The 21,925-nt window shown below is 61.0% G+C and carries 17 protein-coding genes and 1 pseudogene; 9 read left to right on the forward strand and 9 right to left on the reverse strand.

Features of this window, described 5'->3' with window-relative positions; genetic code table 11:
* Positions 1-281, reverse strand: a pseudogene (locus HWX48_RS02570) (hypothetical protein); the annotation flags it as partial.
* Between the two features lie 78 nt (positions 282-359).
* Between HWX48_RS02570 and HWX48_RS02575 the strand changes: the two are divergent.
* Positions 360-2,078: a DUF418 domain-containing protein gene (locus HWX48_RS02575; protein ID WP_175954389.1), complete on the forward strand. Its 1,719-nt coding sequence runs from the start codon at positions 360-362 to the stop codon at positions 2,076-2,078.
* A gap of 99 nt (positions 2,079-2,177) precedes the next feature.
* Here HWX48_RS02575 and HWX48_RS02580 read toward each other — a convergent pair whose 3' ends face one another.
* Positions 2,178-2,525 carry a DUF418 domain-containing protein gene (locus HWX48_RS02580; RefSeq protein ID WP_175954391.1) on the reverse strand — a complete coding sequence of 116 codons (348 nt, stop codon included), beginning with the start codon at positions 2,523-2,525 and terminating at the stop codon, positions 2,178-2,180.
* Positions 2,510-3,376, reverse strand: coding sequence for a hypothetical protein (locus tag HWX48_RS02585; protein WP_175954394.1), 867 nt, complete (start codon positions 3,374-3,376; stop codon positions 2,510-2,512). The genes HWX48_RS02580 and HWX48_RS02585 overlap by 16 nt, the downstream gene beginning before the upstream one ends.
* A 378-nt stretch (positions 3,377-3,754) precedes the next feature.
* Between HWX48_RS02585 and clpB the strand changes: the two genes are divergently transcribed.
* The 3 genes from clpB to HWX48_RS02600 all read left to right on the forward strand — a co-directional run bounded on the left by clpB (position 3,755) and on the right by HWX48_RS02600 (position 8,204).
* Positions 3,755-6,367: an ATP-dependent chaperone ClpB gene (clpB, locus tag HWX48_RS02590; protein ID WP_175954396.1), complete on the forward strand. Its 2,613-nt coding sequence runs from the start codon at positions 3,755-3,757 to the stop codon at positions 6,365-6,367.
* Positions 6,368-6,679: 312 nt separating this feature from the next.
* Positions 6,680-7,420, forward strand: coding sequence for a TetR/AcrR family transcriptional regulator (locus HWX48_RS02595; RefSeq protein ID WP_175954398.1), 741 nt, complete (start codon positions 6,680-6,682; stop codon positions 7,418-7,420).
* On the forward strand, positions 7,398-8,204 hold the full coding sequence (locus HWX48_RS02600) for a serine hydrolase (RefSeq protein ID WP_175954400.1): 807 nt from the start codon (positions 7,398-7,400) through the stop codon (positions 8,202-8,204). Before HWX48_RS02595 ends, HWX48_RS02600 begins: the two co-directional genes overlap by 23 nt.
* 46 nt (positions 8,205-8,250) lie before the next feature.
* Here HWX48_RS02600 and HWX48_RS02605 read toward each other — a convergent pair whose 3' ends face one another.
* Together HWX48_RS02605 and HWX48_RS02610 are read right to left on the reverse strand one after the other, a co-directional pair.
* A complete protein-coding gene (locus HWX48_RS02605) occupies positions 8,251-9,045 on the reverse strand; it encodes an exodeoxyribonuclease III (protein ID WP_175954402.1) in 795 nt (264 codons plus the stop codon).
* Between the two features lie 109 nt (positions 9,046-9,154).
* Positions 9,155-10,609: an ATP-binding protein gene (locus tag HWX48_RS02610; protein WP_175954404.1), complete on the reverse strand. Its 1,455-nt coding sequence runs from the start codon at positions 10,607-10,609 to the stop codon at positions 9,155-9,157.
* Between the two features lie 474 nt (positions 10,610-11,083).
* Here HWX48_RS02610 and HWX48_RS02615 point away from each other — a divergent pair, with 474 nt between their 5' ends.
* Positions 11,084-11,857, forward strand: a complete 774-nt coding sequence (locus tag HWX48_RS02615; RefSeq protein ID WP_175954406.1) for an SDR family oxidoreductase — start codon at positions 11,084-11,086, stop codon at positions 11,855-11,857.
* A gap of 160 nt (positions 11,858-12,017) precedes the next feature.
* Here HWX48_RS02615 and HWX48_RS02620 read toward each other — a convergent pair whose 3' ends face one another.
* The 3 genes from HWX48_RS02620 to HWX48_RS02630 all read right to left on the reverse strand — a co-directional run bounded on the left by HWX48_RS02620 (position 12,018) and on the right by HWX48_RS02630 (position 16,196).
* A complete protein-coding gene (locus HWX48_RS02620; RefSeq protein WP_175954407.1) occupies positions 12,018-14,195 on the reverse strand; it encodes a hypothetical protein in 2,178 nt (725 codons plus the stop codon).
* A gap of 479 nt (positions 14,196-14,674) precedes the next feature.
* Positions 14,675-15,241 carry an orotate phosphoribosyltransferase gene (pyrE, locus tag HWX48_RS02625; protein ID WP_175954409.1) on the reverse strand — a complete coding sequence of 189 codons (567 nt, stop codon included), beginning with the start codon at positions 15,239-15,241 and terminating at the stop codon, positions 14,675-14,677.
* 133 nt (positions 15,242-15,374) lie between these two features.
* The gene (locus HWX48_RS02630; protein ID WP_175954411.1) at positions 15,375-16,196 is read right to left on the reverse strand and encodes an HAD-IIA family hydrolase; all 822 of its coding nucleotides are present in this window, start codon (positions 16,194-16,196) and stop codon (positions 15,375-15,377) included.
* Between the two features lie 100 nt (positions 16,197-16,296).
* On the opposite strand from HWX48_RS02630, the gene HWX48_RS02635 reads away from it, so the two are divergent.
* From HWX48_RS02635 to cas6, 4 genes are all read left to right on the forward strand, one after another.
* Complete coding sequence (locus HWX48_RS02635; RefSeq protein WP_175954413.1) at positions 16,297-17,031, forward strand: TrmH family RNA methyltransferase; 735 nt, start codon at positions 16,297-16,299, stop codon at positions 17,029-17,031.
* 153 nt (positions 17,032-17,184) lie between these two features.
* Positions 17,185-18,210, forward strand: coding sequence for a class II fructose-bisphosphate aldolase (gene fbaA / locus HWX48_RS02640; protein ID WP_175954415.1), 1,026 nt, complete (start codon positions 17,185-17,187; stop codon positions 18,208-18,210).
* A 105-nt stretch (positions 18,211-18,315) separates the two neighbouring features.
* A complete protein-coding gene (locus HWX48_RS02645) occupies positions 18,316-19,656 on the forward strand; it encodes a hypothetical protein (protein ID WP_175954417.1) in 1,341 nt (446 codons plus the stop codon).
* Between the two features lie 77 nt (positions 19,657-19,733).
* Positions 19,734-20,543: a CRISPR system precrRNA processing endoribonuclease RAMP protein Cas6 gene (gene cas6, locus HWX48_RS02650; protein ID WP_175954420.1), complete on the forward strand. Its 810-nt coding sequence runs from the start codon at positions 19,734-19,736 to the stop codon at positions 20,541-20,543.
* A 3-nt stretch (positions 20,544-20,546) separates the two neighbouring features.
* On the opposite strand, the gene HWX48_RS02655 is transcribed toward cas6, so the two are convergent.
* Positions 20,547-21,878 (reverse strand): SAVED domain-containing protein, encoded by a 1,332-nt coding sequence (locus HWX48_RS02655; protein WP_175954422.1) that lies wholly within the window; start codon positions 21,876-21,878, stop codon positions 20,547-20,549.
* Between the last annotated feature and the right edge of the window lie 47 nt (positions 21,879-21,925).

Here is a 21,925-nt window from a genome sequence, read left to right on the forward strand (position 1 = left end):
GTGGAGTAGGCGGCGATGCCGGCAACGACGAAGCCGAGGATCACGGAGGCTGTGATTGCGAGGATGGTGACGATATTGCGGTCTGACGAGGGCGCCGCCGGCGGCAGGGGCGCTTGGGGCTGTGAGGTTTGGGGGTGTGGCAGCCCAGGTTGGGGCATGGGAGCCAGGGTGCTGGGAGGCTGGGTGTTGGGAGGCTGGGGAGAGTGGGGCTGAGGCATCTGGGGCTGCGCGGAATCAGCGGATGCGGGCGTGCCCTGTGGGCTATCTGGATTCAAGCTCATTTCATCAGACTACTGAACAAGTGTGTCTGCCGCTGCGGGTTGAGGCGATGCTTTGCTTGCGCCTGATAGGCTCGATGCATGTCGAAAGCTGTTTCATTTACCGAAGGAAGGGCCGTTCGCTACCCGGCGCCTGACGTCGCTCGCGGATTCATGCTGATCCTGATCGCCCTTGCAAACGTTGGCGTGTGGGCTAAGGCTCTGTCTGTTCACATTCAAAGTACGCAGCTTGACGCGATTTTTACCGTGCTCCGAGTGGGCCTTGTCAGCCAGCGCGCTTACCCGCTGTTTGCCATGCTTTTCGGTTTTGGGCTGATGACCATGGTCATTCGCCGTAAAGCGAACTACATGAGTAAGGCTCGGGCCTCCATGGGGGCCTTGGATCCTGCCACAACTCCTCGGGAGTTCATGGATGCCCAGGAGCAGTCCTTCCTGCAGGCCTCGCTGGTGGATGCCCGCCACTTGCTGCGCCGTCGCGGCTGGTGGATGCTGCTCTTTGGCCTCGTTCACGGCCTGATTTTCCCCGGCGATATTATCGGCACCTACGCCCTGGTGGCCTTGATTTTTGCGGGAATGATCGTGCATGAACGCTACCGCGGCATGATGATCATTGGCGCATTCCCGCTGCTGCTGGGCTTGATGGGCGCTGCTTTCGCTCCGTATAAGGAGGGTGGGAAGGGCCTTGATGACCTCATCTCCTTGACTTACTGGCCATGGGATCTGCTGCGTAATTTTGGTCTGTGGTTCGTCTCCACCGCTGCGAGCAACCTGTTCACTCCGATTATTTTGTCGGTTGGTTTTGGTGCGTTCTTGGCGACGACCGACATCATTACTCACCCGGAGCGTCATCGTCGCCTGCTGGTGACCAGTGCCGTGCTTGGCTTGAGTGCCGCATTCTTGCTGGGGTTGCCCGGCGGCCTGTATATGGCTGAGCTGGTTGACTGGGAAGCCTCGTGGTGGATGTATGTGTTGACCGGCATTGGTGGCCCGATTGGCGCGTGGGGGTGGCTGAGCCTGCTGACCCTCTTTGCCGGTCCCGCTCCGACGACGGGTGAACTACGAGGCGTCCGCTGGGTTCTTTCCGCTGTTGGCCGCCGTTCGATGACCGCTTACCTGCTGCAGAGCCTGAGTTTCTTGGCGATCTTCCTCGTGGCGAATGCGCTGGAGTGGCCGGTGTCAGAAACGGCGACGGTGTTCTTCGCGTGGGCGACGTGGCTGATGATTGCGGCCCTGTGTGTGGCTTTGGAGTTTGCGGGCAAGCGCGGGCCCTTTGAGGTGCTGCTGCGTAGTGCGGTGACGTCAACGGGTAAGCCGGTTCCGGTTCCTCCGGTGCTGTTGCCTCCGGGTGTTCCGGGCGTGCAGGGGATGCCGATGGCTACTGGGGCGCCCTACCCTGGCGCGACTGCCGGTTATCCTGGCCAATCTGCTGGGTATCCTGGCCAGCCTGCGGGCTACCCGGGTGCTGCTGTGCCCAGCGTCCCCGATGCTCAGCCGGGCTATGCTGCGTCGACTGGTACGTTGCCGCCTCCTCAAAACGGCCAGCCTGCACAGAACGGCCAGCCTGCACAGCCCCCAATGCAGCGTGTGCCGGTGATTCCTCGCCCCTATCCTCAGCCGGGTCAGGAAGCCCCCAATGGCGCCTATCCGATGACGCCTCTTATGGGTGAGCAGATGCCGGTGCAGCCTCCTCAGCAGCCCGGCTCTCAACCTACCCCGGATCTTCCCTCCTCGCCTGCCGAGGGGAATCCCCCGACCAACCCCAATGAGGATGGTCGGGGCACCTGGGCTCAGCCCTTGTAATCTCTGAGAAGGGTGACAGTCCTTTTAGTCGCACCTGGTGGTAAAAAACCGCCGCTTTTACGGCCAATTATTACCACCAGGTGCGACTAAAATTTTCGCCTAAGCGCGGTCGCGCTCCGTCGCAGCGACCACCTTGCGCAGCAGTGTCTCCAGCGGACCGCGTTTACCAGCCTTCTCCATCGCCACGCATGCAGCCGCGATGACCGCCCACACCAGCCAGGCGATCAGCACATTGAGGCTTTCTGACATGGGAACCGAGGTGTGTTGAAGGAGCGCGAACAGCAGGCAGAACACGACACTTTGGGCGATGTAGGCAGTCATGGAACGGCGGCCAACAGCGGAAAGAACCCAGCGGACCCCTCGTAAATCGCCGCGAACGGGCGCTGGACCCGTCAGGAGGGCAATGAGAGCAAGCCACCCCCATCCGCCCGCTACACCTCCCAGCATGGACAGGCAGTACATCCACCATGAGGGGGTGCGAGGCCAACACCGGTGAGCGCTCCTACTTGAGCAAGACCTTGGGGGAAGCCGCTGAGCATCGCCAGCCCTAGACCCGCAATCGCACTGAGCGTGAGCAGTTTCCGGTGCCTCTCGGGGTGGGTAATAACGTCCGTGGCGGCCAGGTAGGTGCCAATGCTGGTGGCCATGACAACGGCGGTGAATACGAGACCCGCGAAGGTCGTGACCACCCAGCCGCTGGCATTGGACAGCAGTGCGGCCCAGGTGCCCTCCAGAGTGCGGAAGGGTGGGGTGCCATCGTTGGCAATAAACACCCGCAAGGAAGCGGCCGCAATCGAGATGATGAAGAAGGGCGTGGCGATGGCGAGCATTGCCCGGTGTTTGCCGCGAGAGATGAGGCCAGCGAAGGTCAGGGCCAGGATGCCGTAGGTGCCAATGACTTCAGTGGGGAAGATGAGCCCATGTGCGAAGCCGAAGGGCAGCATCCACCAGCCGCGTCGGCGTAGGAGCCTGCGGGCGTCGGCTTGCGCTGCCTGTGTTGCTGTCTGCGGCTCCTCGGGTGTGTTGCGAAGGGTGTGCGTGCTTCTGCGCTGGGCCATGATGGCGAGCCCGAACCCGAAGAGCATGGCAAAAAGGGGGTAGGCGCGCACATCTACGAGGCCCACGCGCAGCACGGTGAAGACGGTGTCGAGGCGTGAGGGGGTGGCCTGGGCGGGCATGAGTTGAGCCCAGAGGCCAACGTGGGCCAGGGAGATGAGGATGAGCATGAAGCCGCGCGCGACATCGGGAGCTGGGTAACGGATGGTGTTTCCGCCGGTGAATGACAGAGGGCTGGCCATAAAACGAGGTTAACACCGTGGGAAATCGGTTGTAGGGCCCGGGGAGCGTTGGGAGGCTACTGCGTGCGCTGCTCGAAGCGCTGGAGATTTTTACTCGCACCTGGTGGTAAAAAACGGCGCTAAAAAGGCCCGATTCGTGCCACCAGGTGCGAGCAAAATCCAGTCCACGGGGTGAGCGCCCTGTGCTGGGCGACACAGCGCTTCCCCTGGAAAAGCAAAGTTGAGTGGAGTAGGCTCAACTTTGTTGGTGGGGCTGCCACAAAAGCGCAGACGCCCACATCACATCACCGTAGAAACCTGTCTGACCTGCGCAGTATGTCGTTACCCGGCCTCGAACAGCATCAGCACCCAGGCCCCAACAACCTCAAAGGAGGCACCGTGACCCAAGAATTCACCACGAAATCTCAAGAAGCCATCTCGACTGCCCTCCAGAACGCAGCCGCAGCCGGCAACCCCCAGGTGGACACCCTCCACCTGCTCCAAGCACTCCTCGAACAAGAAGGCGGCATCGCCCTCTCCCTGCTCTCAGCCGTCGGAGCCGACCGCGCCATCATCGGCGCGCGCGCCCGAAACGGCGTCGCCGCCCTGCCTCGTATGACAGGAGGCGCAAGCGCAGCCCAACCCCAAACCTCCCGCGCCCTGCTGGAGGTCGTCAATAACGCCCAAGAACTGGCCAAGGAAGGCGGCGACCAGTACGTCTCCACCGAGCACCTGCTCATCGCCCTGGCCAACACGCCATCCGACGCCCAGCGCATTCTCACCGAAGCTGGCGCCACCGCCGACGCCCTCCGTCAAGCCCTGGCCCAGCTCCGCCCCGACCCCATCACCACCGCAAACCCGGAGGGCACCTTCGAAGCACTCACCCAATACGGCCGCGACCTCACCGAGGTCGCCCGCCAAGGCAAACTCGACCCCGTGATCGGCCGCGACACCGAAATCCGCCGCGTCATCCAAGTCCTCTCGCGCCGCACCAAGAACAACCCCGTGCTCATCGGTGAACCCGGCGTCGGTAAGACCGCCGTCGTTGAGGGCCTGGCCCAGCGCATTGTCGCAGGCGACGTCCCCGACTCCCTGCGCGACAAGACACTCATCGCCTTGGACTTGACGGCTATGGTCGCCGGGGCGAAGTATCGCGGCGAATTTGAGGAGCGCCTCAAGGCCGTGCTGGCCGAGATTGAACGCTCCGACGGGCAGATCATCACCTTCATCGACGAGCTGCACACCGTCGTCGGCGCAGGCGCGGGTTCGGAAGGGGCAATGGATGCGGGCAATATGCTCAAGCCCATGCTGGCCCGCGGTGAACTGCGCATGGTGGGCGCGACCACCCTGGACGAGTACCGCGAGAACATCGAAAAAGACCCCGCCCTGGAGCGTCGCTTCCAGCAGGTCTTCGTCGGTGAGCCCTCGGTGGAAGACACCGTGGCGATCCTGCGCGGTATCGCCCCCAAGTACGAGGCCCACCACAAGGTGACGATCTCGGACGGTGCGCTCGTTGCCGCCGCGCAGCTCTCGGACCGCTACATTACGGGCCGTCAGCTGCCCGATAAGGCCATTGACCTGATTGACGAGGCCGCCTCCCGCCTGCGCATGGAGCTTGACTCCAGCCCGGTGGAACTGGATGCCCTGCAGCGTCAGGTGGACCGCCTGCGGATGGAGGAGTCCTACCTCGCCGAGTCTGACCCCGAGCGCCTGGATGAAGCCACGCAGGATCGTCTGGCGAAGCTGCGCGCTGACCTGGCCGATAAGAACGAGGAGCTGACCGCGCTCACCTCGCGCTGGGAGGCGGAAAAGGCTGGCCACAACCGCGTGGGTGATCTGCGCGTGCAGCTTGATGAGTTGCGCACCCAGTTGGAACTCGCCGTGCGCGAGAACCGTTGGGAGGATGCGGGCCGCCTCCAAAACGGGGCGATCCCCGAGGTGGAAGCCCAGATCGCGCAGGCCGAGGCTGACGCCGCAGCCGCCGAGGCTGACGCCGCCGATCCGCTGATCGCCGAGAAGGTGGGCCCTACGGAGATCGCCGAGGTCGTTGAGGCGTGGACGGGGATTCCCACCGGGCGTCTGCTCCAGGGGGAGAGCGAAAAGTTGCTCCACATGGAGGAGGTCATCGGCGGGCGCCTCGTCGGCCAGAAGAAGGCTGTGCGCGCGGTGTCGGATGCAGTGCGACGTGCTCGCGCCGGCATTTCCGATCCTGACCGGCCCACCGGCTCCTTCCTCTTCCTGGGCCCCACGGGCGTGGGCAAGACGGAGCTGGCCAAGGCGCTGGCAGAGTTCCTCTTCGATGATGAGCGCGCGATAGTGCGTGTCGACATGAGCGAGTACTCCGAGAAGCACTCGGTGGCCCGCCTGGTGGGTGCGCCTCCGGGGTATGTGGGCTATGAGCAGGGTGGTCAGTTGACCGAGGCCGTGCGCCGCCGCCCCTACTGCGTGGTGCTGCTTGACGAGGTTGAGAAGGCTGATCCTGAGGTCTTCGACATCCTGCTGCAGGTCCTTGACGACGGCCGCCTGACTGATGGTCAGGGCCGCACCGTGGACTTCCGCAATACGATCCTGATCCTCACCTCGAACCTGGGGTCGCAATTCCTGGTTGATCCGATGCTCAGTGAGGGGGAGCGTGAAGAATCCGTGATGGCGACGGTTCGTCGGGCGTTCAAGCCGGAGTTCCTCAACCGTCTGGATGAGACGCTGCTTTTCGAGGCGCTGTCGCGTGAGGATCTGGCTCATATTGTTGACCTGCAGGTGGCGGCGATGGCTGCGCGCCTGGTGGGTCGACGTATTGAGCTGAGCGTGACGGACGAGGCTCGTGAGTGGCTGGCTGAGGTTGGTTATGACCCGGCTTATGGTGCTCGCCCGCTGCGTCGCCTGGTTCAGCGGGAGATCGGTGACCGTCTGGCTGGCTTGATTCTGGCCGGAGAGGTCAAGGATGGTCAGAGCGTTGTTGTGGATCGTGCGGGTGAGGGGCTAATGGTGATCGCATCAGAGTCTGCGTCGTAGGTTCATCTCGATAGATGAGCGAATGGGATAGCACAAACGTGTGCTATCCCATTCCTTTTCTGGCATGATCAATACTGAGCATTTGGTTGGAATATGTGAAAAGCCTTGTGATCTCAGGAGTTCTGCAATGTTGCCGAACAAAAGCCATTAGTGAAGCAGGTAGTTAAGTAGTTCTAAAGGCTTGCCTGAAGGCTGTGTGAGGGGAGAGAATAGGTGACAACCAAAGTAAGTCTTGAAACAACCTCGCTAAGTGATTGTCTAACGTATAATGCGGCAGCATTGAGCTCTGGATGTGAAGGAAATGGAGAAACCATGCCTGAGGGGCGTCGATTAAAAGGGTCATACTCTGTTGGTCTGGCAACGCGAGAAGCCATCCTTAAGTCAGCGACTGAACTGATCGCTGAAGTCGGCTACCACGGCATCTCCCTGCGCGATCTCGCCCGCCACGTCGGTATTTCCCACCCGGCAGTTGTCTACCATTTCCCCAATAAAGAATCCCTCATTCGGGCTGTTGTTGTCCGATGGGAAGAAGCCTATGGCGCCATCGATGTTGCCATTGATCCGCAGACCGATGAGCTGGTTATTCACGGCCTCAAGATTGAGTCTTATAGTGAGCTGGCAATGTGCCTTATGCGTCTGACAAAACGCGAAGACGCGGACATCATGTTGGCCCTTTCAGCCGTCGTCGCCTGCGAAGCAACCGCTCAGGACCACCCCGCCCGCGACTACATTATTGCCCGCCGTGAGATCATCCTGGATTTCCTCACCGCGCAGGCTGAAAAGGCCCGCGAAGAAGGCTCTTTAGGTTTCGTCATCCCCGCAGATCGCCTCGCGGACATGATTCTCACCTACTGGCAGGGGACAGGGCTGCAATCTCGGTATATGGTGAATGGTGAGAGTGCGCTGGACACCATTGCGAAGTTCCTGGCGACCTGCATCGTTCAAATGAAGGTCACCCCAGATACCCTCGTAGAGCTCAGCGGACACGTCTCTGAAGAGATCGCTGACGTCTACGTGAGGGTGATGTACTTTGTTCGCCACATCATTGAATGACTTCCCCATTCCCTTCGAGCACGCCTACGCACTATTTACCCCCGATGAGACGCTGATCCGTGACGGAGCCCAGCGGCGCACCTATCCGCTGGCCTCGGTCAGCAAACTCTTCTCCGCCTACGGCGCGTTGATCGCCATTGACGGCGGCTACATCACCCTCGACACGCCAGCTGGCCCAGAGGGCGCTACCCTGCGCCACCTCCTCGCCCACGCCTCCGGCCTGCCCTACGAGTCGCGCGAGGCTCAAGTGGAGGTCGGCAAGCGCCGCATTTATTCCAACACCGGCTTTGAAATGTTGGCCGAGGCCGTCGCCGCCGCCACCGGCACCGCTTTTGACCAATGGGTAGCGCGGACCGTTTTTGAACCGTTGGGTCTGCATGACACGACCTTTGAAGGCTCCCCAGCCCACGGCATTACCTCCTCGGTTGCCGACCTGGTGATCTTCGGGCAGGAACTTCTCGCTCCGCGCCTGCTCACCCCGGCCATGTACATGGAGGCCATCACCCCTCACTTTGGGGAACTGGCTGGCGTCGTCCCCGGGTATGGACGCTACCGCCAATGTCTCTGGGGCCTGGGCATGGAAATCCACGGCGACAAAGACCCCCACTGGATGCCACGGGGAGCCTCACCCCAGGCCTTCGGACATTTTGGGGTGACTGGTTCCTTCCTGTGGGTTGATCCCATTGAGAAACTCGGCGCCGCCTTCCTCGGCACAGAACCCTTCGGCCCCTGGCACAAGGACAACTGGGCCAACTTCAACGACGCCCTCACCGCCGGGCGGTAAGTGCTGGGCTTGTCGGTACCGCGATCTTCCTGTTCGCCGGGAGCGCTTAGTTGACGTCCACAATCACCGGTACATGATCGGACGCGCCCTTGCCCTTACGCTCATTGCGGTCAATCTCCGCCGCGCGCACAGCCTCGGCCAACGAGGGGGAGGCGTAGACGAAGTCAATGCGCATGCCCTCATTCTTCGGGAAACGCAGCTTCTGATAATCCCAGTAGGTGTAGTTATCCACGCGCTCGCGAGTGACCTCCATCCAGCCATCCTCAGCGAAGGCGAAGAAAGCGGCGCGCTCAGCCTCGGACACGTGCGTGGCGCCCTCGAAAGCCGCCATATCCCACACATCATGGTCAAAGGGCGCAATATTCCAATCACCCACCAGAGCAATACGAGCGTTGGGATCAGCCTCCAGCCAGGTCCTTGCCTCGGCGCGCAAGGCGGCCAACCACTCCAACTTGTAGGGGTAATGCGGGTTATCCAACTCGCGCCCATTGGGCACATACAGGCTCCATACGGTGGTGCGCTGCCCGGCCTCGTCCTCCACGGTCACGCCCAAGGCGCGCGCTTCGACAACAGCGGGATCACCCCACGTGGGCTGAGCAGGGAACTCCTGGCGTACCTCCACAATCGGCAGACGGCTCGCCACCGCCACACCATTCCACTGATTCAAGCCATGAACGGCAACATGATACCCGGCTTCCTCAAAAGCCTGGGTGGGGAATTGGTCAGGCTTGCACTTGATCTCCTGCATAGCCAGCACATCCGTGCCCGAGCGCTCCAGGAAAGCAATAACCCGATCAACGCGGGTGCGAATGGAGTTAACGTTCCAGGTGGTAATCCTCATGGGCACTAGCCTACGGGAGGGCAGGCAGAGGTGGCGGTATGGAGGCACAAGGTGGGACTTCACACCAGCTTCGTACTGAACTTCGTACTAGTACGAAGTAGGTGTGAAGTTAGGTGTGAAGTTTCGATGAGTGAAGCCTACTGGTGTAACGCTGTTTCGGACTGCGTGCAGGTTCGGTTTGGCGGATCTTCTTCTCATCTAAGAGAGAGCTCAAAGCTTTTTGAACGGCACTACGCGAAACCGCTAACATTTCCGCAAGTTCTGCACTGCTTGCGCTTTCCTGATGTGTTAAAGCCTCTAGGACACGGTCGCGGACCGTTGCGTACTTCTCGCTCGGGGCGACAATGCGTCTGCGGAAAATAACCGTGAAGGTTGATGAGGAGTTAATGAACTCTGGGGGCGGCATAAGAGACTCGGCGAGTGCGGACTGCATGACTGCAATGCCTGTGCCGCGGTTTTCCGCTACGACTCCTCCACCCGGAAGGGGGACAGACTCCAGGATTGTTGCCAAGCGTTGGTTGCGGGTCGAACTAATGCCATCTTGTCCGAGAGTGCGAAGGGTGGTTGCCCCGTAAAGGCCGCCAGGATTCTTAATCTCAAGCCGGTCAATGTATAGGTTCATTTGAATGGCTGTGCCACGAGATGCTGGCGAGTAATCGCGATGCATGAGAGCGTTGGTGATCGCTTCGCGAACGGCAACAAGTGGGTAATCTGGCAGATTTTGACGGAAGGCGCCTTCAATGTACGCCGCGTTGCGCATATTGTGGCGCAGCTTTTCGACTGCGGCCTCTACTATTTCCGGTATTGAGCCATTAAAAGCCGTTGAGTCTGTGAGTCTGACCCCCTCTGTCACCGAGCCTTTTGATGTGCCTGGAAACTCGGCAAAGGTGACACATAGCCTCGGAAAAAACTCTTGGGGGTAGTCACCCAATGCCAAGAGAGAGGCAAGGGTCAGGTTGCCGCCCTTAGTTACCCGCAGTCTTTCGAAAGCGCGATCTTCTCCCTGGCTAAAAGTCCGTTGCCGAAGCGCACGCTGAGAGTCGATGAAAGCATTAAGGGCTTCGGCAGCAAGGTCATCAGTGCTGGTTTCGGGGACAACCTCTTCGTCCCAAAGAGGTTGTGTGCGTTCTTCGAGTAGGCGGTCGATTTCATATTTTTCAAGACGGACATCTCCGTCGCCGGTGCGTGTGTAGCTTCCGCTGTAGCGACCTCGTGTTTCGATGTAGCAAGGCTTATCTTCTGAGGGTAGGGCAGGGATTTCTGCGACGAGAACCAGGGAATCCTCGAAAGGTAAAACGTCGATCTGCGGGCGAACGTGGGGTGACATCTCGGCGCAGCGGGCCATAAGCGCATCCTGTGCTTTTTTGGCGTCAAAATCGGGGGTTGGAAGAAAGCCAGTTTGCTCGTCAAGGCCGACGAAGATGAACCCCCCTTCACTGTTGGAGAAGGCGCTAAGAGTCTCAAGAATTGACTTCCCGATACCGCTTTTCACCTCAATGAGCTGTGTATCTTTCCCGACAAGGCGTAGGTCGGCGATCGTGGCTGCCAAGGCTGCAGCATCCATGGGCCCATCCTTCCATCGAACTTCACACCAACTTAGTACATAGCTTAGTACTAGTGTGAAGCTGGTGTGAAGTTCAGTGTGAAGTTCTGCTGCGCCCGAGTGTGACTTCAGGGCGGATTTGTGGGTTTTGAGTGTTGAAAAGCCGCTGGATGCACATGCGGGAGCGTGGCTGCTGGAACGCCGGGGTAAAGGATGTTGGTGAAGCATCCCGTAGTGTGCTGTTGTGAAGGGAATGCTGGAATCGCAAGGAAGAATTGAACTTCATACCAACTTAGTACTGAGCTTCGTACTAGTACGAAGTAGGTGTGAAGTTCGTCTGCGCCCGCGTGTGACTTCAGGGCGGATTCGTGGGTTTTGGGCGTTGGAAAGCCGTTGGACGCACATGCGGGAGCGTGGCTGCTGGAACCCCGGGGTGAGGTAATAGCGCTGCAGCCGTTTCAAGAACAGCGACTGACAACACGTAGCATTGCACCCATGGGTACAGCTTTAGTGACCGGAGCGACCTCCGGCATTGGTGAAGAGTTTTGTTGGCAACTGGCTGCAGCCGGGCACGACTTGGTGCTTGTGGCACGCAATGAGGAACGCCTCGAAACTCTGGCCAATGATCTACGCATGATTGCCGGAGTCAAGGCTGAGGTCATCTCCGCAGATCTGTCCAACCGTGAGGATTGCGAGCGCGTGTGCGCACGCCTGGACGTTGGCCTCGGGGAGGAACTGCCCCCTGTTGGCCTGCTGGTCAATAACGCCGGATACGCTCTGGGAGAATCCTTCCTCACCAACGCCTTCGACGCCGAAGAAGCCGGCCTGGACGTCATGGTCCGCGCCGTCATGATGCTTTCCCATCACGCCGCACGCTCCATGAGCGCTCGCGGACGCGGCGCCATCCTCAATGTCTCCTCAGTTGCAGCCGTCACCGGCATGGGAGTCTACGGCGCCCATAAGGCCTGGGTGCGTGCCTTCACTGAAGCGCTCTCCCAGGATCTACGAGGCACCGGCGTGACCGCCACCTGCGTCAGCCCTGGCCCCACGCTGACGAACTTCCATGAGCGCACGGGCATGAATTACGAGGACATGCCCACCTGGGCGTGGACCTCCGCCGAGCAGGTTGTTACCGAAGCTCTTGATGCGGTGCGCCGCGGGCAAAAGCATGTCACGCCAGGCGCCCAGTACAAGGTGGCGCAGCTTGCGGTGCGCTTGGCTCCGCGCGGCCTTGTGCACAAGGTGACAGGCCTGTTCCCCCACATGTGAGAGGCGTCGTGCGGCGAGGCCGCCGCGTGAAAGTGAGCTACTGCGCGACAATGAGCCGCCACGTATGGAACGCTCAAAAACTGACAACGCACGAGTTGGGGGTTCATGCGCACCACGCATGAACCCCCAACTCAGCTATGGGAGGCTCCTCGCAGATGCGTCACTCAGCCCTTGAGGGAGCCTGAATCCATGTGATCTGAGTGTGTCTTCTTCGATCAGCTCCTCTTGCGTCGCGTCGCGGCAGCGAAACCGGCGATACCCAAGGTGGCAGCAAGAACAAGGACGTGGGCATCAGCACCGGTGGCGGCCAGGCCTTTGGAAGGAGCTGGAGCCTTCGTTTGGGTGACAGCTGGCGGTGCGGGTTTCGGCTTTGGCGCTGGAGCGGGAGCGGGTGCCGGAGCAGGCGGCGGCGTCGGCTGGGGTTGGGTTGCGGCTGCGGTTGGGGCTGTGGTTGGGGTTGCGGCTGCGGTTGGGGCTGTGGTTGGGGTTGCGGCTGCGGTTGGGGCTGTGGTTGGGGTTGCGGCTGTGGATTTGGTGCAGGTGGCGGTGTCGTCGCCTTCCTCACCCACACGGGCACGATGGTGAACTGCCCATCTTGTCCCAGCACCATCTGTGTCGGCGCAGGGTGAGCCGGATCAAGCTCGTAACCAGCTGGCATCTCAGGGTAGGAGGAGAAGTCCCACACCTCGCCCTTGGCGCCTTCCTTCGTCAAGAAGTGAATGACGGTGGGCTGGCCATTGCTATCCAGCGTCACGTAGTCCACGCGGCCGTTAAAGAGCGTTGTGGCAACATGCAGGGCTTCGCGCACGCTGAAGGTGATGGATTCTCCTGGAGCGAGGGTGCGCGGAGAGAACAGGTAGTAGACGGCGGAGTCAACGCTCTTGGTCAGCTGCACGCCAGCAGCAGCGTTGGTGACATCGAAAATTCTCTTGGCGATGATAGCGTCACGGACGCTTCGAGCGTTGTTGTACGAGTCACTCCAGGTGCCACCATACATCGTGCCCGAGGGCAGGCTAATGGCATCCAGGTAGACCGACAGCTCGTCGTTGGAAATGACAACACCGCCCCTGCCGGTGGTGTACAGATCAACAATGTCATTGCCGTCCAGTTCCGTGTCGATACTCATGAGGATCTCAGTGGCCTGAGGGGTATCGGTGACATTAGTGACCGTCACGGTGTGGACGATGGTGCCGTCACTTTGGACGAGGCGCACCTCGTCGCGCTTGAACGTTTGGCCAAGGAGGAAAGAGTTTTTGGTGCCGTTGGGGGAGGCCTCAAAACTCAGCGGACGTGCGCCCCTCAGGTCCGGGCGCACGCTGAAGTACGAGGTCCGGCCTGAACCGTACTTGTAGGAGTAGGTGTGTTCGCCCCCGTCGAGGATGTAGGCGCCAGAGGGCCATGAGTGGTTGGTGTGGCATAGGCGGTGGTCGTAATACTGTGGCTTGCCAGCGCGAGTGAATTCCACGCGCGGACAGATAGGGGTGCCCGTGATGATAATGTCGTGGGCTTTGGGATTGCGTGAGAGGTCGACAGAGGTGACCGCCGTGTTCGACAGGTCAAGATAAGACAGGTGAGGAAGTAGATGAATGCCTTCGAGGCTTTTCACCTCAGAATTCCTCAGGGTAAGACCGCTCACACGAGTGAGGTCGGCGTAGGTAGGCGTCGGAATGCCTGCGAGCATCTTTTGAATGGCGGCCCTCAATACCGGATCGGGGAAGGATTTTTCCCAGTCAATCGGCGTACTGTCGGCTTGGCGGAAAGCGGCTCCTACCGGTGCGCTGGTAGGCAGGGGCTTGGCTGATTCCGGTGCGTCTGACGAGGCTGACGCCGTGGTTCCAGCAGGCGGCTCGGCTGGCGTTACGCCGGAGTCCGTTGCGTTCGTTTCGTCTTCGGTAGAAGCGGTCGTTGCTGCAGGATCTGCAGCAGCAGCGGTGGAGGTAGGCGGCGTCGCCTCGCTGGCATCTGTATCAACTTCTGCGGAGGTGCCATTCTCTACTGCCCCTCCTGTTGTGCTGTCGGCTTCTGCAGTGTCATCTTCAGCACCGCCATCTTCTGTGGTGGTGTCTGTTTCAACGGCAGACGCGGGCGGTGCGCTGGTCGGTGTTGGTGTGGCTGCCTCGGGGGTGGCGGTGGTGGCGTCTTCAGTCAGAGGCTGCGACTGGGGCAGATCAGCATCCGCGCTGGAGGTGATCACAGTGATGGACACTGCCGGTGTGGACTCGCTCGCGGCGCTAGTGTCCGCTGCCCAAGCGGCGTTGCTCAGATTGGTGGTGACGAGGGCGAGAAGTGAAGCGGTGGTGAGAATACGTAGTGTGTGCGGAAAATGTCGGCTAAACATGGCAGTCCTTAGCTTGGGCGTGGGGTGCAAGCAGGTGGCCCTTCGGCATCGGCACTTCACGGGATGCAGCAGGGCAGAGGCCACAGGTCGTGGAGCACAAGAGAGTAACGCGCGGAGGCAACCGCCATTGGTCGCCTCGTTGGGGGCATCACTCAACTATCAGCGAGTGCGGTGAACACTCAAGAGCGACACATTCATGCGCTGTGTTGGGGAATCGGATGATGAACAATCAGCCTCAACCCCACAGGATGTATATGGGGCAGGTCACTTCCATTATGTGGCGAGGGAGTAAAAAAGGAAAGAGCTGTGCAAACAGATCTTGCGCGACGAAAGGCGAAAAAAGCGCGTGTCGCCAAAGACGAGAGTCTTTGGCGACACGCGCAGAGCGTGACAAGGCAACGTCAAGGCCGCGATTGCCCAGGTCATCAGCGACAACCTCAGGCCGCCAGCAGAAGCGTGAGAGCCGCGCGCCTGCTGTGTCAGGCCAGGCCTAGATCCTCCAGGCCCAGGGCGTAGAAGTAGGGGAAGCCCTCGGCCTCGATCTTTTCCTTCGCTCCGGTTGCGCGGTCGACGATGACGGCCACAGCCAACACCTCGGCCCCGGTCTCGCGCAGCGTGCGCGCAGCTTCCAAGGGGGAGCCGCCCGTGGTGGAGGTATCCTCCAGGACAATGACGCGGCGGCCCGAAACATCGGGGCCTTCAATCTGGCGCTTCATGCCGTGATCCTTCGCGGCCTTACGCACGACGAAAGCATCCACATCCAGGCCGCGTGATGCGGCAGCGTGCAGCATTGCGGTAGCCACAGGATCGGCACCCATGGTCAGGCCACCAACGGCGTCGTAGTCGCCGGGGGCGAAACCGGATTCTTCCAGCAGATCCAGCATGACGTGTCCGATTAGAGGCGCAGCCTCATGGTGCAGCGTTGCGCGACGCATATCCACGTAGAAGTCGGATTCGAGGCCGGAAGCCAGGGTGACTTTTTCGTGGATGACTGCGAGTTCGCGGACCAGTTCGGACAGGCGTGCCTTGTGGGAATCATTCGTCATAGTGCTAAGCCTAGCGTTTCCAGAGGAGTATCCACCTCGCCGGTCATGGAGAGTGGGGATGGCGGCGCTGCGACTCCATGGCTGGCTGTGGCTTCTTAGGCGGACACGGAGGGGAGGTGAACCCCGTAGGTCCTCAGTGTCCTCCCTCGATCAACTCAATGAGCTCACCAATGCCGGTGTGAATCCCGAAGGGACGGAAGGGGAAGTTCTCCACCTGCTCAATCGAGGTTGAGCCCGAGAGCACCAGGTGCGTGCGCAGGCCTGCCTCAACACCGGCCTGAATGTCAGTGTCCATGCGGTCGCCCACCATCGCGGCATGCTCGGAGTGGGCGCCAATCTTATTCAGGCCAGCGCGGATCATGACCGGGTTGGGCTTGCCCACGAAGTAGGGTGAGCGGCCTGTAGCTGCTTGGATCATGGCGGCGATTGCGCCGGTGGCAGGCAGGGTGCCTTCGTCGGAGGGGCCGGTGACGTCGGGGTTGGTGGCAATGAACTTGGCGCCTTTTTCGATCAGGCGGATGGCGCGGGTAATGGCGTTGAAGTCGTAGGAGCGCGTCTCGCCCAGCACCACATATTCAGGGTCCTGGTCGGTCATGATGTAGCCCGCAGAGTGCAGGGCGGTGGTCAGGCCGGCCTCGCCGATGGCGAAGGCTGTGGATCGCGGGGACTGCTGGTGCAAGAACGCGGCGGTGGCGTTTGCGGAGGTCCAGATGCGTTCTTCGGGCACGTGCAGGCCGGAACGCTCCAGGCGTGCGGAAAGGTCGCGGTTGGTGAAGATGGAGTTATTCGTCAGCACGAGGAAGGGAATGCCGCGCTGTTCGAGGGCGTCGAGGAATTGCTGTGCGCCGGGGAGGGCGCGGTTTTCCTTGACGAGGACGCCGTCCATGTCGGAGAGCCAGGCGGAAACGGGAGGCAGGTCATCCAGGGGAGTGGGGGCAGCATCAATTGTCGTCATACCTCAAATGTAGCGCGCATCACCGCCAAAGTCGCTGTGCGCGGCGGCCTCGTCGGGCGGCGGGTGCCGATGTGCAGGGCGGGCGATTACCCTAGAGCAAATGAGCGCAGAACATGAGGGGGCAGAGGGCGTGAGCCTGGGGGGACACGCAACGGGTGACCGGGCGGGCGACCGGGCGGGCGGCGTTGCATCGTTTGACGAGGCCACCGCCGATGGCCAGGCCGCCACGCAAGCAAGCGTCGGTGTGGGCCCCTGGCCCGGCGGGCGCGACTGCTGGCCTGAAGGCGAGCACTACGACCCCGAATTGCTTGAACATGGGGACCGGCGCAATGTGGAAGACCAGTACCGCTACTGGACGGTCGAGGCAATCAGCGCCGACATCGCCGAACGCACCCTGCCCTTCGAGGTGGCGATCGAAAACCTCGGCCATGACTTCAATATCGGCTCCATCGTGCGCACGGCTAATGCGTTGGGCGCGCGGCGGGTGCATATTGTGGGGCGTCGGCGGTGGAATCGGCGTGGCGCGATGGTGACCGACCGCTATATGGAGGTTCTCCACCACGAGGACGTCGCCGCGTTTATTGCCGATTGTCGTGGGCGTGGTCTGGATGTGGTGGGCATTGATAATACGGAGGGCTCGCAGCCGATTGAGGCCGATGAGCTGCGCGGCGAGGTGTGTGTGGTCTTTGGGGAGGAGTCCTCGGGGCTCAGTGAGCAGATGCGTCAAGAGTGCTCCAGAGTGCTGCACATCACTCAACGAGGCTCCACGCGTTCAATGAATGTTGGACATGCTGCGGCGATTGCCATGTGGGCGTGGGTGAAAGCTAACGCCTGAGCGGAAAATTTGGTGTTGGCCTCCCGTGAACATCCGTTCTCTATGGAGGGCGGATGTGCGGGCGTGGCGGGCCGGGACTTCATGCCCTTCACAGGGGTGCAGAATGTGGGACAATTTGATCTGTCAGTTGCTTAAGTCGATGAGGAGGCTCCTGTGCCTATCGCAACCCCTGAGGTCTACAACGAAATGCTCAACCGCGCTCGCGACGGTAAGTTCGCTTACCCCGCGATCAACGTGACCTCTTCCCAGACCCTGACCGCTGCAATCCGCGGCTTCGCCGAAGCAGAATCCGACGGCATCCTCCAGGTGTCCGTGGGTGGCGCTGAGTACTGGTCCGGCTCCACCGTTCGCGACCGCATCGCAGGCTCCCGCGCAATGGCTGCCTACGCCCGCGAAATCGCCGACGGCTACGGCATCACCGTCGCCCTGCACACCGACCACTGCTCCAAGGAAAACCTCCCCGGCTGGACCGAAGCCCTCATGGAACTCGAAGCTGAAGAGGTCAAGGCAGGCCGCCTGCCCTGGTTCCAGTCCCACATGTGGGATGGCTCCGCTATCTCCCTCGACGAGAACCTCGAAATCGCCAAGCGCCTGCTGGACCTCGCTGTCCGCTCCAAGACCATCCTCGAGATCGAGGTTGGCGCTGTTGGCGGCGAAGAAGACGGCGTCGTTGGCGAAATCAACGAAAAGCTCTACACCACCACCGCCGACGGCATCAAGACCGTTGAGGCCCTGGGCCTGGGCGAAAACGGCCGCTACATCACCGCCCTGACCTTCGGCAACGTCCACGGCGCTTACAAGCCCGGCTTCGTCAAGCTCCGCCCCGAAATCCTGGGCACCATCCAGGACGAGGTCGCCGCCCACTTCGGCATCGACCACCGCCCCTTCGACCTGGTCATGCACGGCGGCTCCGGCTCCACCGACGAAGAAATCGCACTGGCAGTCGCCAACGGCGTCATCAAGATGAACGTCGACACCGACACCCAGTACGCCTACACCCGCCCCGTCGCCGACTGGATGCTCAAGAACTACGACGGCGTCCTCAAGATCGACGGCGAGGTCGGCAACAAGAAGACCTACGACCCCCGCGCATGGGGCAAGGTCGCTGAAGCAGGCATGGCTGCCCGCGTTGTTGAGGCCTGCCAGCGCCTCGGCTCCGTCGGCACCAAGATGGCCTGACGGTCAGCTATCTCACTGCGAGCGAACCCGCCAAGGAAAACCTTGGCGGGTTCGCCCTGTTTATGGTGGGATTAGTACAGTGAAACAATGATGGAAGGAACCGCGATGTCGCAGGCTCAACTTCAAGACTGGAACCGCTGCCACGGCGTAGTGGTGGGCGTTCATCTCGACCCCGAACTCGTCGCAGAAGCTCTGCGAGAACGCGGCGTCATGGCAGAACTATCCTGGTTCGACTACGCCCTCAACCAAGTCAGCCTCGTCGTCGCCGCAAAAGACGGCCACGTTGGCCTGCTCGCCAAGGACGGAAGCCACCTGACTGAAGGCCCCACCCTGGATGAACTCGCAGCCGAACTGGCCAGCCTCCTGGACGCTGAGGTCCGCATCGGCACCGCCCTCGCCGACGGATTCCCCGAAGAAGAAGCCGCCGATGCCGAGCAGTGCTGCGAACCGGCCGACGTTGCAGCCGAGAGCGAGGACGCCTGCTGCGCCACCACCTCCTGCTGCGCCTCCTCCGAAGAACCAGAACGCCAACTCGACGACGTCTTCCCCGACTCCACCCGCATCGTCGAACTCTCCCGCGCGGTAGCCTCGTCAGTGCCCCTCTTTGCCGCTGTTGAAGGCGTGGACGTGGCCGACATGGAGCTCGCCGACGGCTGGCGGGCCCTCATGGCGAACCTGCCCGAAGGCGCCGCTGGCTGGGGCTTTGGCGACCTGCCGACCGTCACCCTCGCGATCGACGACCACGGTCTGAGCACCCTGCTTGTCACCGACGACCACATCGAGCACATGTCCGCCTACGACTGGACGATGAGCCGCATCTTCGTTGGCGGCACCACCCCTTACGGCACCGCCGAGCTCGCCCCCGAGCTCACCGACCTCGTGACCTCCCGCCAGGACCTACTGCGCATCGCCGAGGCCGTCCCCGGAGCCGACGTGGATGCCTTCATCGCCGCCGCGCGTTCACCTAAGCGCGACGAGGCATGGCGTGACGCCGTCCTCGCCCTGGGCCTGCCCGAATCGGTGGTCGGCTTCCTCGCCGGCGAGATCGCCCTGGACGAGGTCGAAGGCACCACCTTCCACCGCTCGCGCGGCGTCCCGGCTGCCATTGGCCGCAGCGTCGACATGCTGCTGACCGACATGGAAGGCCCCACCCACCCCCTGTGGGACGCCTACGAGAGCTTCGCCGTCGACCGCCCCTGGGCATTCCGCGCCGCCGTCGCCGCCGAAGCCGCCGTGGGCGCTGGCCTGCTGGGCTTCTCGATCATCAAGCGCCCCCCGCGTTCGGGCTGGACTGTGCTGGCCGGTATCGTCGGCGGCCTGATGGTCGTTGACTCCATCGCCGAACTGTCCCTGGCCCGCTACTCGCGCCGCCGCGCCATCCAAGAACGCGCGCGTTACGTCGGCGAGTTCGGAGCGGATGATCTGGGAACCGATGTGAAGTACTGAGCCGATGACCCCCGGCGCGCTCGAGTGCGTGCCGGGGGTTATTGCGTGTGATTGTCTGTCTAAGGTGGAGGATCCTCGTGCCCGCAACGATCTTTGTGCGTTTCGACGCGCCCGCCCCTGTGCCCGCTACGCCGCGTCGTCTACACGCAGCATTGGGACATATCTTTGACCTGCCAGCAGGCGTTGACCCTGATCGGGCACGGACAATCGCCTCTCTTGCTCATCGTCCCACGCACGACAGTGGAAAGCTAAAACCCTATTCCATCGGCGAGATGAGCCAGATTGGTGACATGTTCGTCATGGAGATGCGCCTTCTGGATGACCGGCTGATCTCGACTTTGGACGCTTGGCTGGCGTGGGGTGGTGTGCTGCCCATTGGTGATGGCGGGCCGGACACCGTTCATCTGGCTGCTGTGGACGCGCAGATTACCTCGAAAGTGACCTGGGAGGAGCTGGCCGCCACTGCACCAGCAATGTCGTGGGAAGTGGACTTCGTAACGCCAATCGTCTTTTCTTCACGCGGATCTCACCTCTACGGGGTCACGCCAGCAGCCCTGGCCACCAGTTTGCAGCAGCGCTGGTGGAGCTACGATTCTGCAAGCGCACCCTCGAAGCCCAACCGCGAGGAGATCGAGGCACTCTTCGACTGGGAGACCGACCTGCAGCCCGTGACCTTGAGCCTGGCGAAAGGCCGTGGGGACACGCGAGGTCGCCTGGCCTCACGCAGCATTGAAGCCTACGAAGGGAAGATGTGGATCGACGCCCTGGAGGCGGGTGCCTACGCCCAGGAGTTCTCACAACTCATGGCGCTGAGCCGCTACACCAATGCCGGGTCGTACACGAGCTATGGACTGGGCGTGATGGTGGCAAGGGCTGTGGAGGAATAGGGATTAGCAGATTGCCGTGATGGGGCCGCCTTCTTGGCCGGGATTGAGAGAAAAGACCGGGGTGTAGGCGTTGTTGTCATACTCGTAGACAACGGTGGTCAAGGTATTGAGGAGTCGTCCGATGAGCACGGCCATTGGAAGCGGACCCGCATAAGCAAGATGGACTTCGGCCTGAGACGCTCCATTGATGCTTCGGGCGAGTTTCTTGATCTGTGTGGCGATATCCCTACTTAAGTGAGCAGCTTCGTGCGAGGAAATGTCTCTGTCCTCGGTCAATGTGATGCTTCCGGCAGCGTGAAAGGGACGAGCAGAATTGACAACGAGGGAATTAAAAGCCTCGTCGTCGGCACTTCTTAAGAGGTTTACGAAGAGGGCGATACGGGGAGCTTTGCCGGGTTTTGGTTCTGAGTGTGAGGATGTGATAACCGCAATTGAATCGGCCTCAGAGTGCTGTTGTGAAGAGAATGACGACCATGTTTGACCGTCTCGGTGCTCCACATTTAAGACATTAGCCAGTGTCTCTGGTAGCGCTGCACCCAAGGCGAGTCCTACCGATAGATGTGCGTGACCTGAGATGCGGATGCTTTGGGCGCGAGACGATTGAACTGTACTGCTGATGAGCGGGAGAGATTTGCGGAGGAGGTCCATGCTCTCTGTGGAGAGCAGGCGTGAATCCTCTGAAGGTTCCAGGAGGATGTGGAGATCCTCCCCTTGAGGAACAGGCCGAACTCCCGTCCAGCGAGTATCAATATGGATAGTGAAGTCGCGCTTGTCGAAGGTATTTATGGCTTGACGCTGTTTGAGGCGATGCTTCAGAAGTATCTGAACGATCTCCTCTGAGCCTGAGGGCTCAAGTAGGTTTACCTGGTTCCTATTAGCGAGTGTCTCTTTCCAGCTAGTCCCTAGAAGTTCGTCTGGGGCATCATAGTCGCATTGAGGCTTACCTGCCACGGCTCGCACAGCGTTAGCAATACACAAGCAGAAGTTGGGGTCCTCGGCGCGTTTGAGCAGGGCCGGAAGCTCAATGTTACGTACCACCTTACTCTTGACGATGTCCGGCGTTACTATGAGCACTGCTGCTTGTGCTTGGGCGATGACTTTAGTGACTTGATCAGCGGTGACACCGTGATCGAGGTCTTCGGTATCCTGCCAGGCATCAAGTCCTGCTGCGCGCAATAGGTCTCGAAGATCCTTAGCGTAGTCCTTGCCATCGTCGCGGCGGTAGGAAATAAAGACAGTGCCATCGCCTGTGGAATGTGTTGTCGATGAGCTTGCCGCAGTGGGAGCTGTAGCGGCATTCGAGCCCTGTTCGTGCAGATCTTGGATATTGCTCATCAGTACTCCCTCTTCATTGGGTAAGTGGCACACATAAACGCAGTGTG

The organism is Schaalia sp. Marseille-Q2122 (assembly GCF_903645355.1).
GTDB lineage: Bacteria > Actinomycetota > Actinomycetes > Actinomycetales > Actinomycetaceae > Pauljensenia.

What these genes read in the sequence shown, in the direction of transcription:
- HWX48_RS02575 (WP_175954389.1), top strand. Translation starts at nt 360, where the DNA reads ATGTCGAAAGCTGTTTCATTTACCGAAGGAAGGGCCGTTCGCTACCCG.
- HWX48_RS02580 (WP_175954391.1), bottom strand. Translation starts at nt 2,525, where the DNA reads ATGCTGGGAGGTGTAGCGGGCGGATGGGGGTGGCTTGCTCTCATTGCC.
- HWX48_RS02585 (WP_175954394.1), bottom strand. Translation starts at nt 3,376, where the DNA reads ATGGCCAGCCCTCTGTCATTCACCGGCGGAAACACCATCCGTTACCCA.
- HWX48_RS02595 (WP_175954398.1), top strand. Translation starts at nt 6,680, where the DNA reads ATGCCTGAGGGGCGTCGATTAAAAGGGTCATACTCTGTTGGTCTGGCA.
- HWX48_RS02605 (WP_175954402.1), bottom strand. Translation starts at nt 9,045, where the DNA reads ATGAGGATTACCACCTGGAACGTTAACTCCATTCGCACCCGCGTTGAT.
- HWX48_RS02610 (WP_175954404.1), bottom strand. Translation starts at nt 10,609, where the DNA reads ATGGATGCTGCAGCCTTGGCAGCCACGATCGCCGACCTACGCCTTGTC.
- HWX48_RS02615 (WP_175954406.1), top strand. Translation starts at nt 11,084, where the DNA reads ATGGGTACAGCTTTAGTGACCGGAGCGACCTCCGGCATTGGTGAAGAG.
- HWX48_RS02620 (WP_175954407.1), bottom strand. Translation starts at nt 14,195, where the DNA reads ATGTTTAGCCGACATTTTCCGCACACACTACGTATTCTCACCACCGCT.
- pyrE (WP_175954409.1), bottom strand. Translation starts at nt 15,241, where the DNA reads ATGACGAATGATTCCCACAAGGCACGCCTGTCCGAACTGGTCCGCGAA.
- HWX48_RS02630 (WP_175954411.1), bottom strand. Translation starts at nt 16,196, where the DNA reads ATGACGACAATTGATGCTGCCCCCACTCCCCTGGATGACCTGCCTCCC.
- HWX48_RS02635 (WP_175954413.1), top strand. Translation starts at nt 16,297, where the DNA reads ATGAGCGCAGAACATGAGGGGGCAGAGGGCGTGAGCCTGGGGGGACAC.
- HWX48_RS02645 (WP_175954417.1), top strand. Translation starts at nt 18,316, where the DNA reads ATGTCGCAGGCTCAACTTCAAGACTGGAACCGCTGCCACGGCGTAGTG.
- HWX48_RS02655 (WP_175954422.1), bottom strand. Translation starts at nt 21,878, where the DNA reads ATGAGCAATATCCAAGATCTGCACGAACAGGGCTCGAATGCCGCTACA.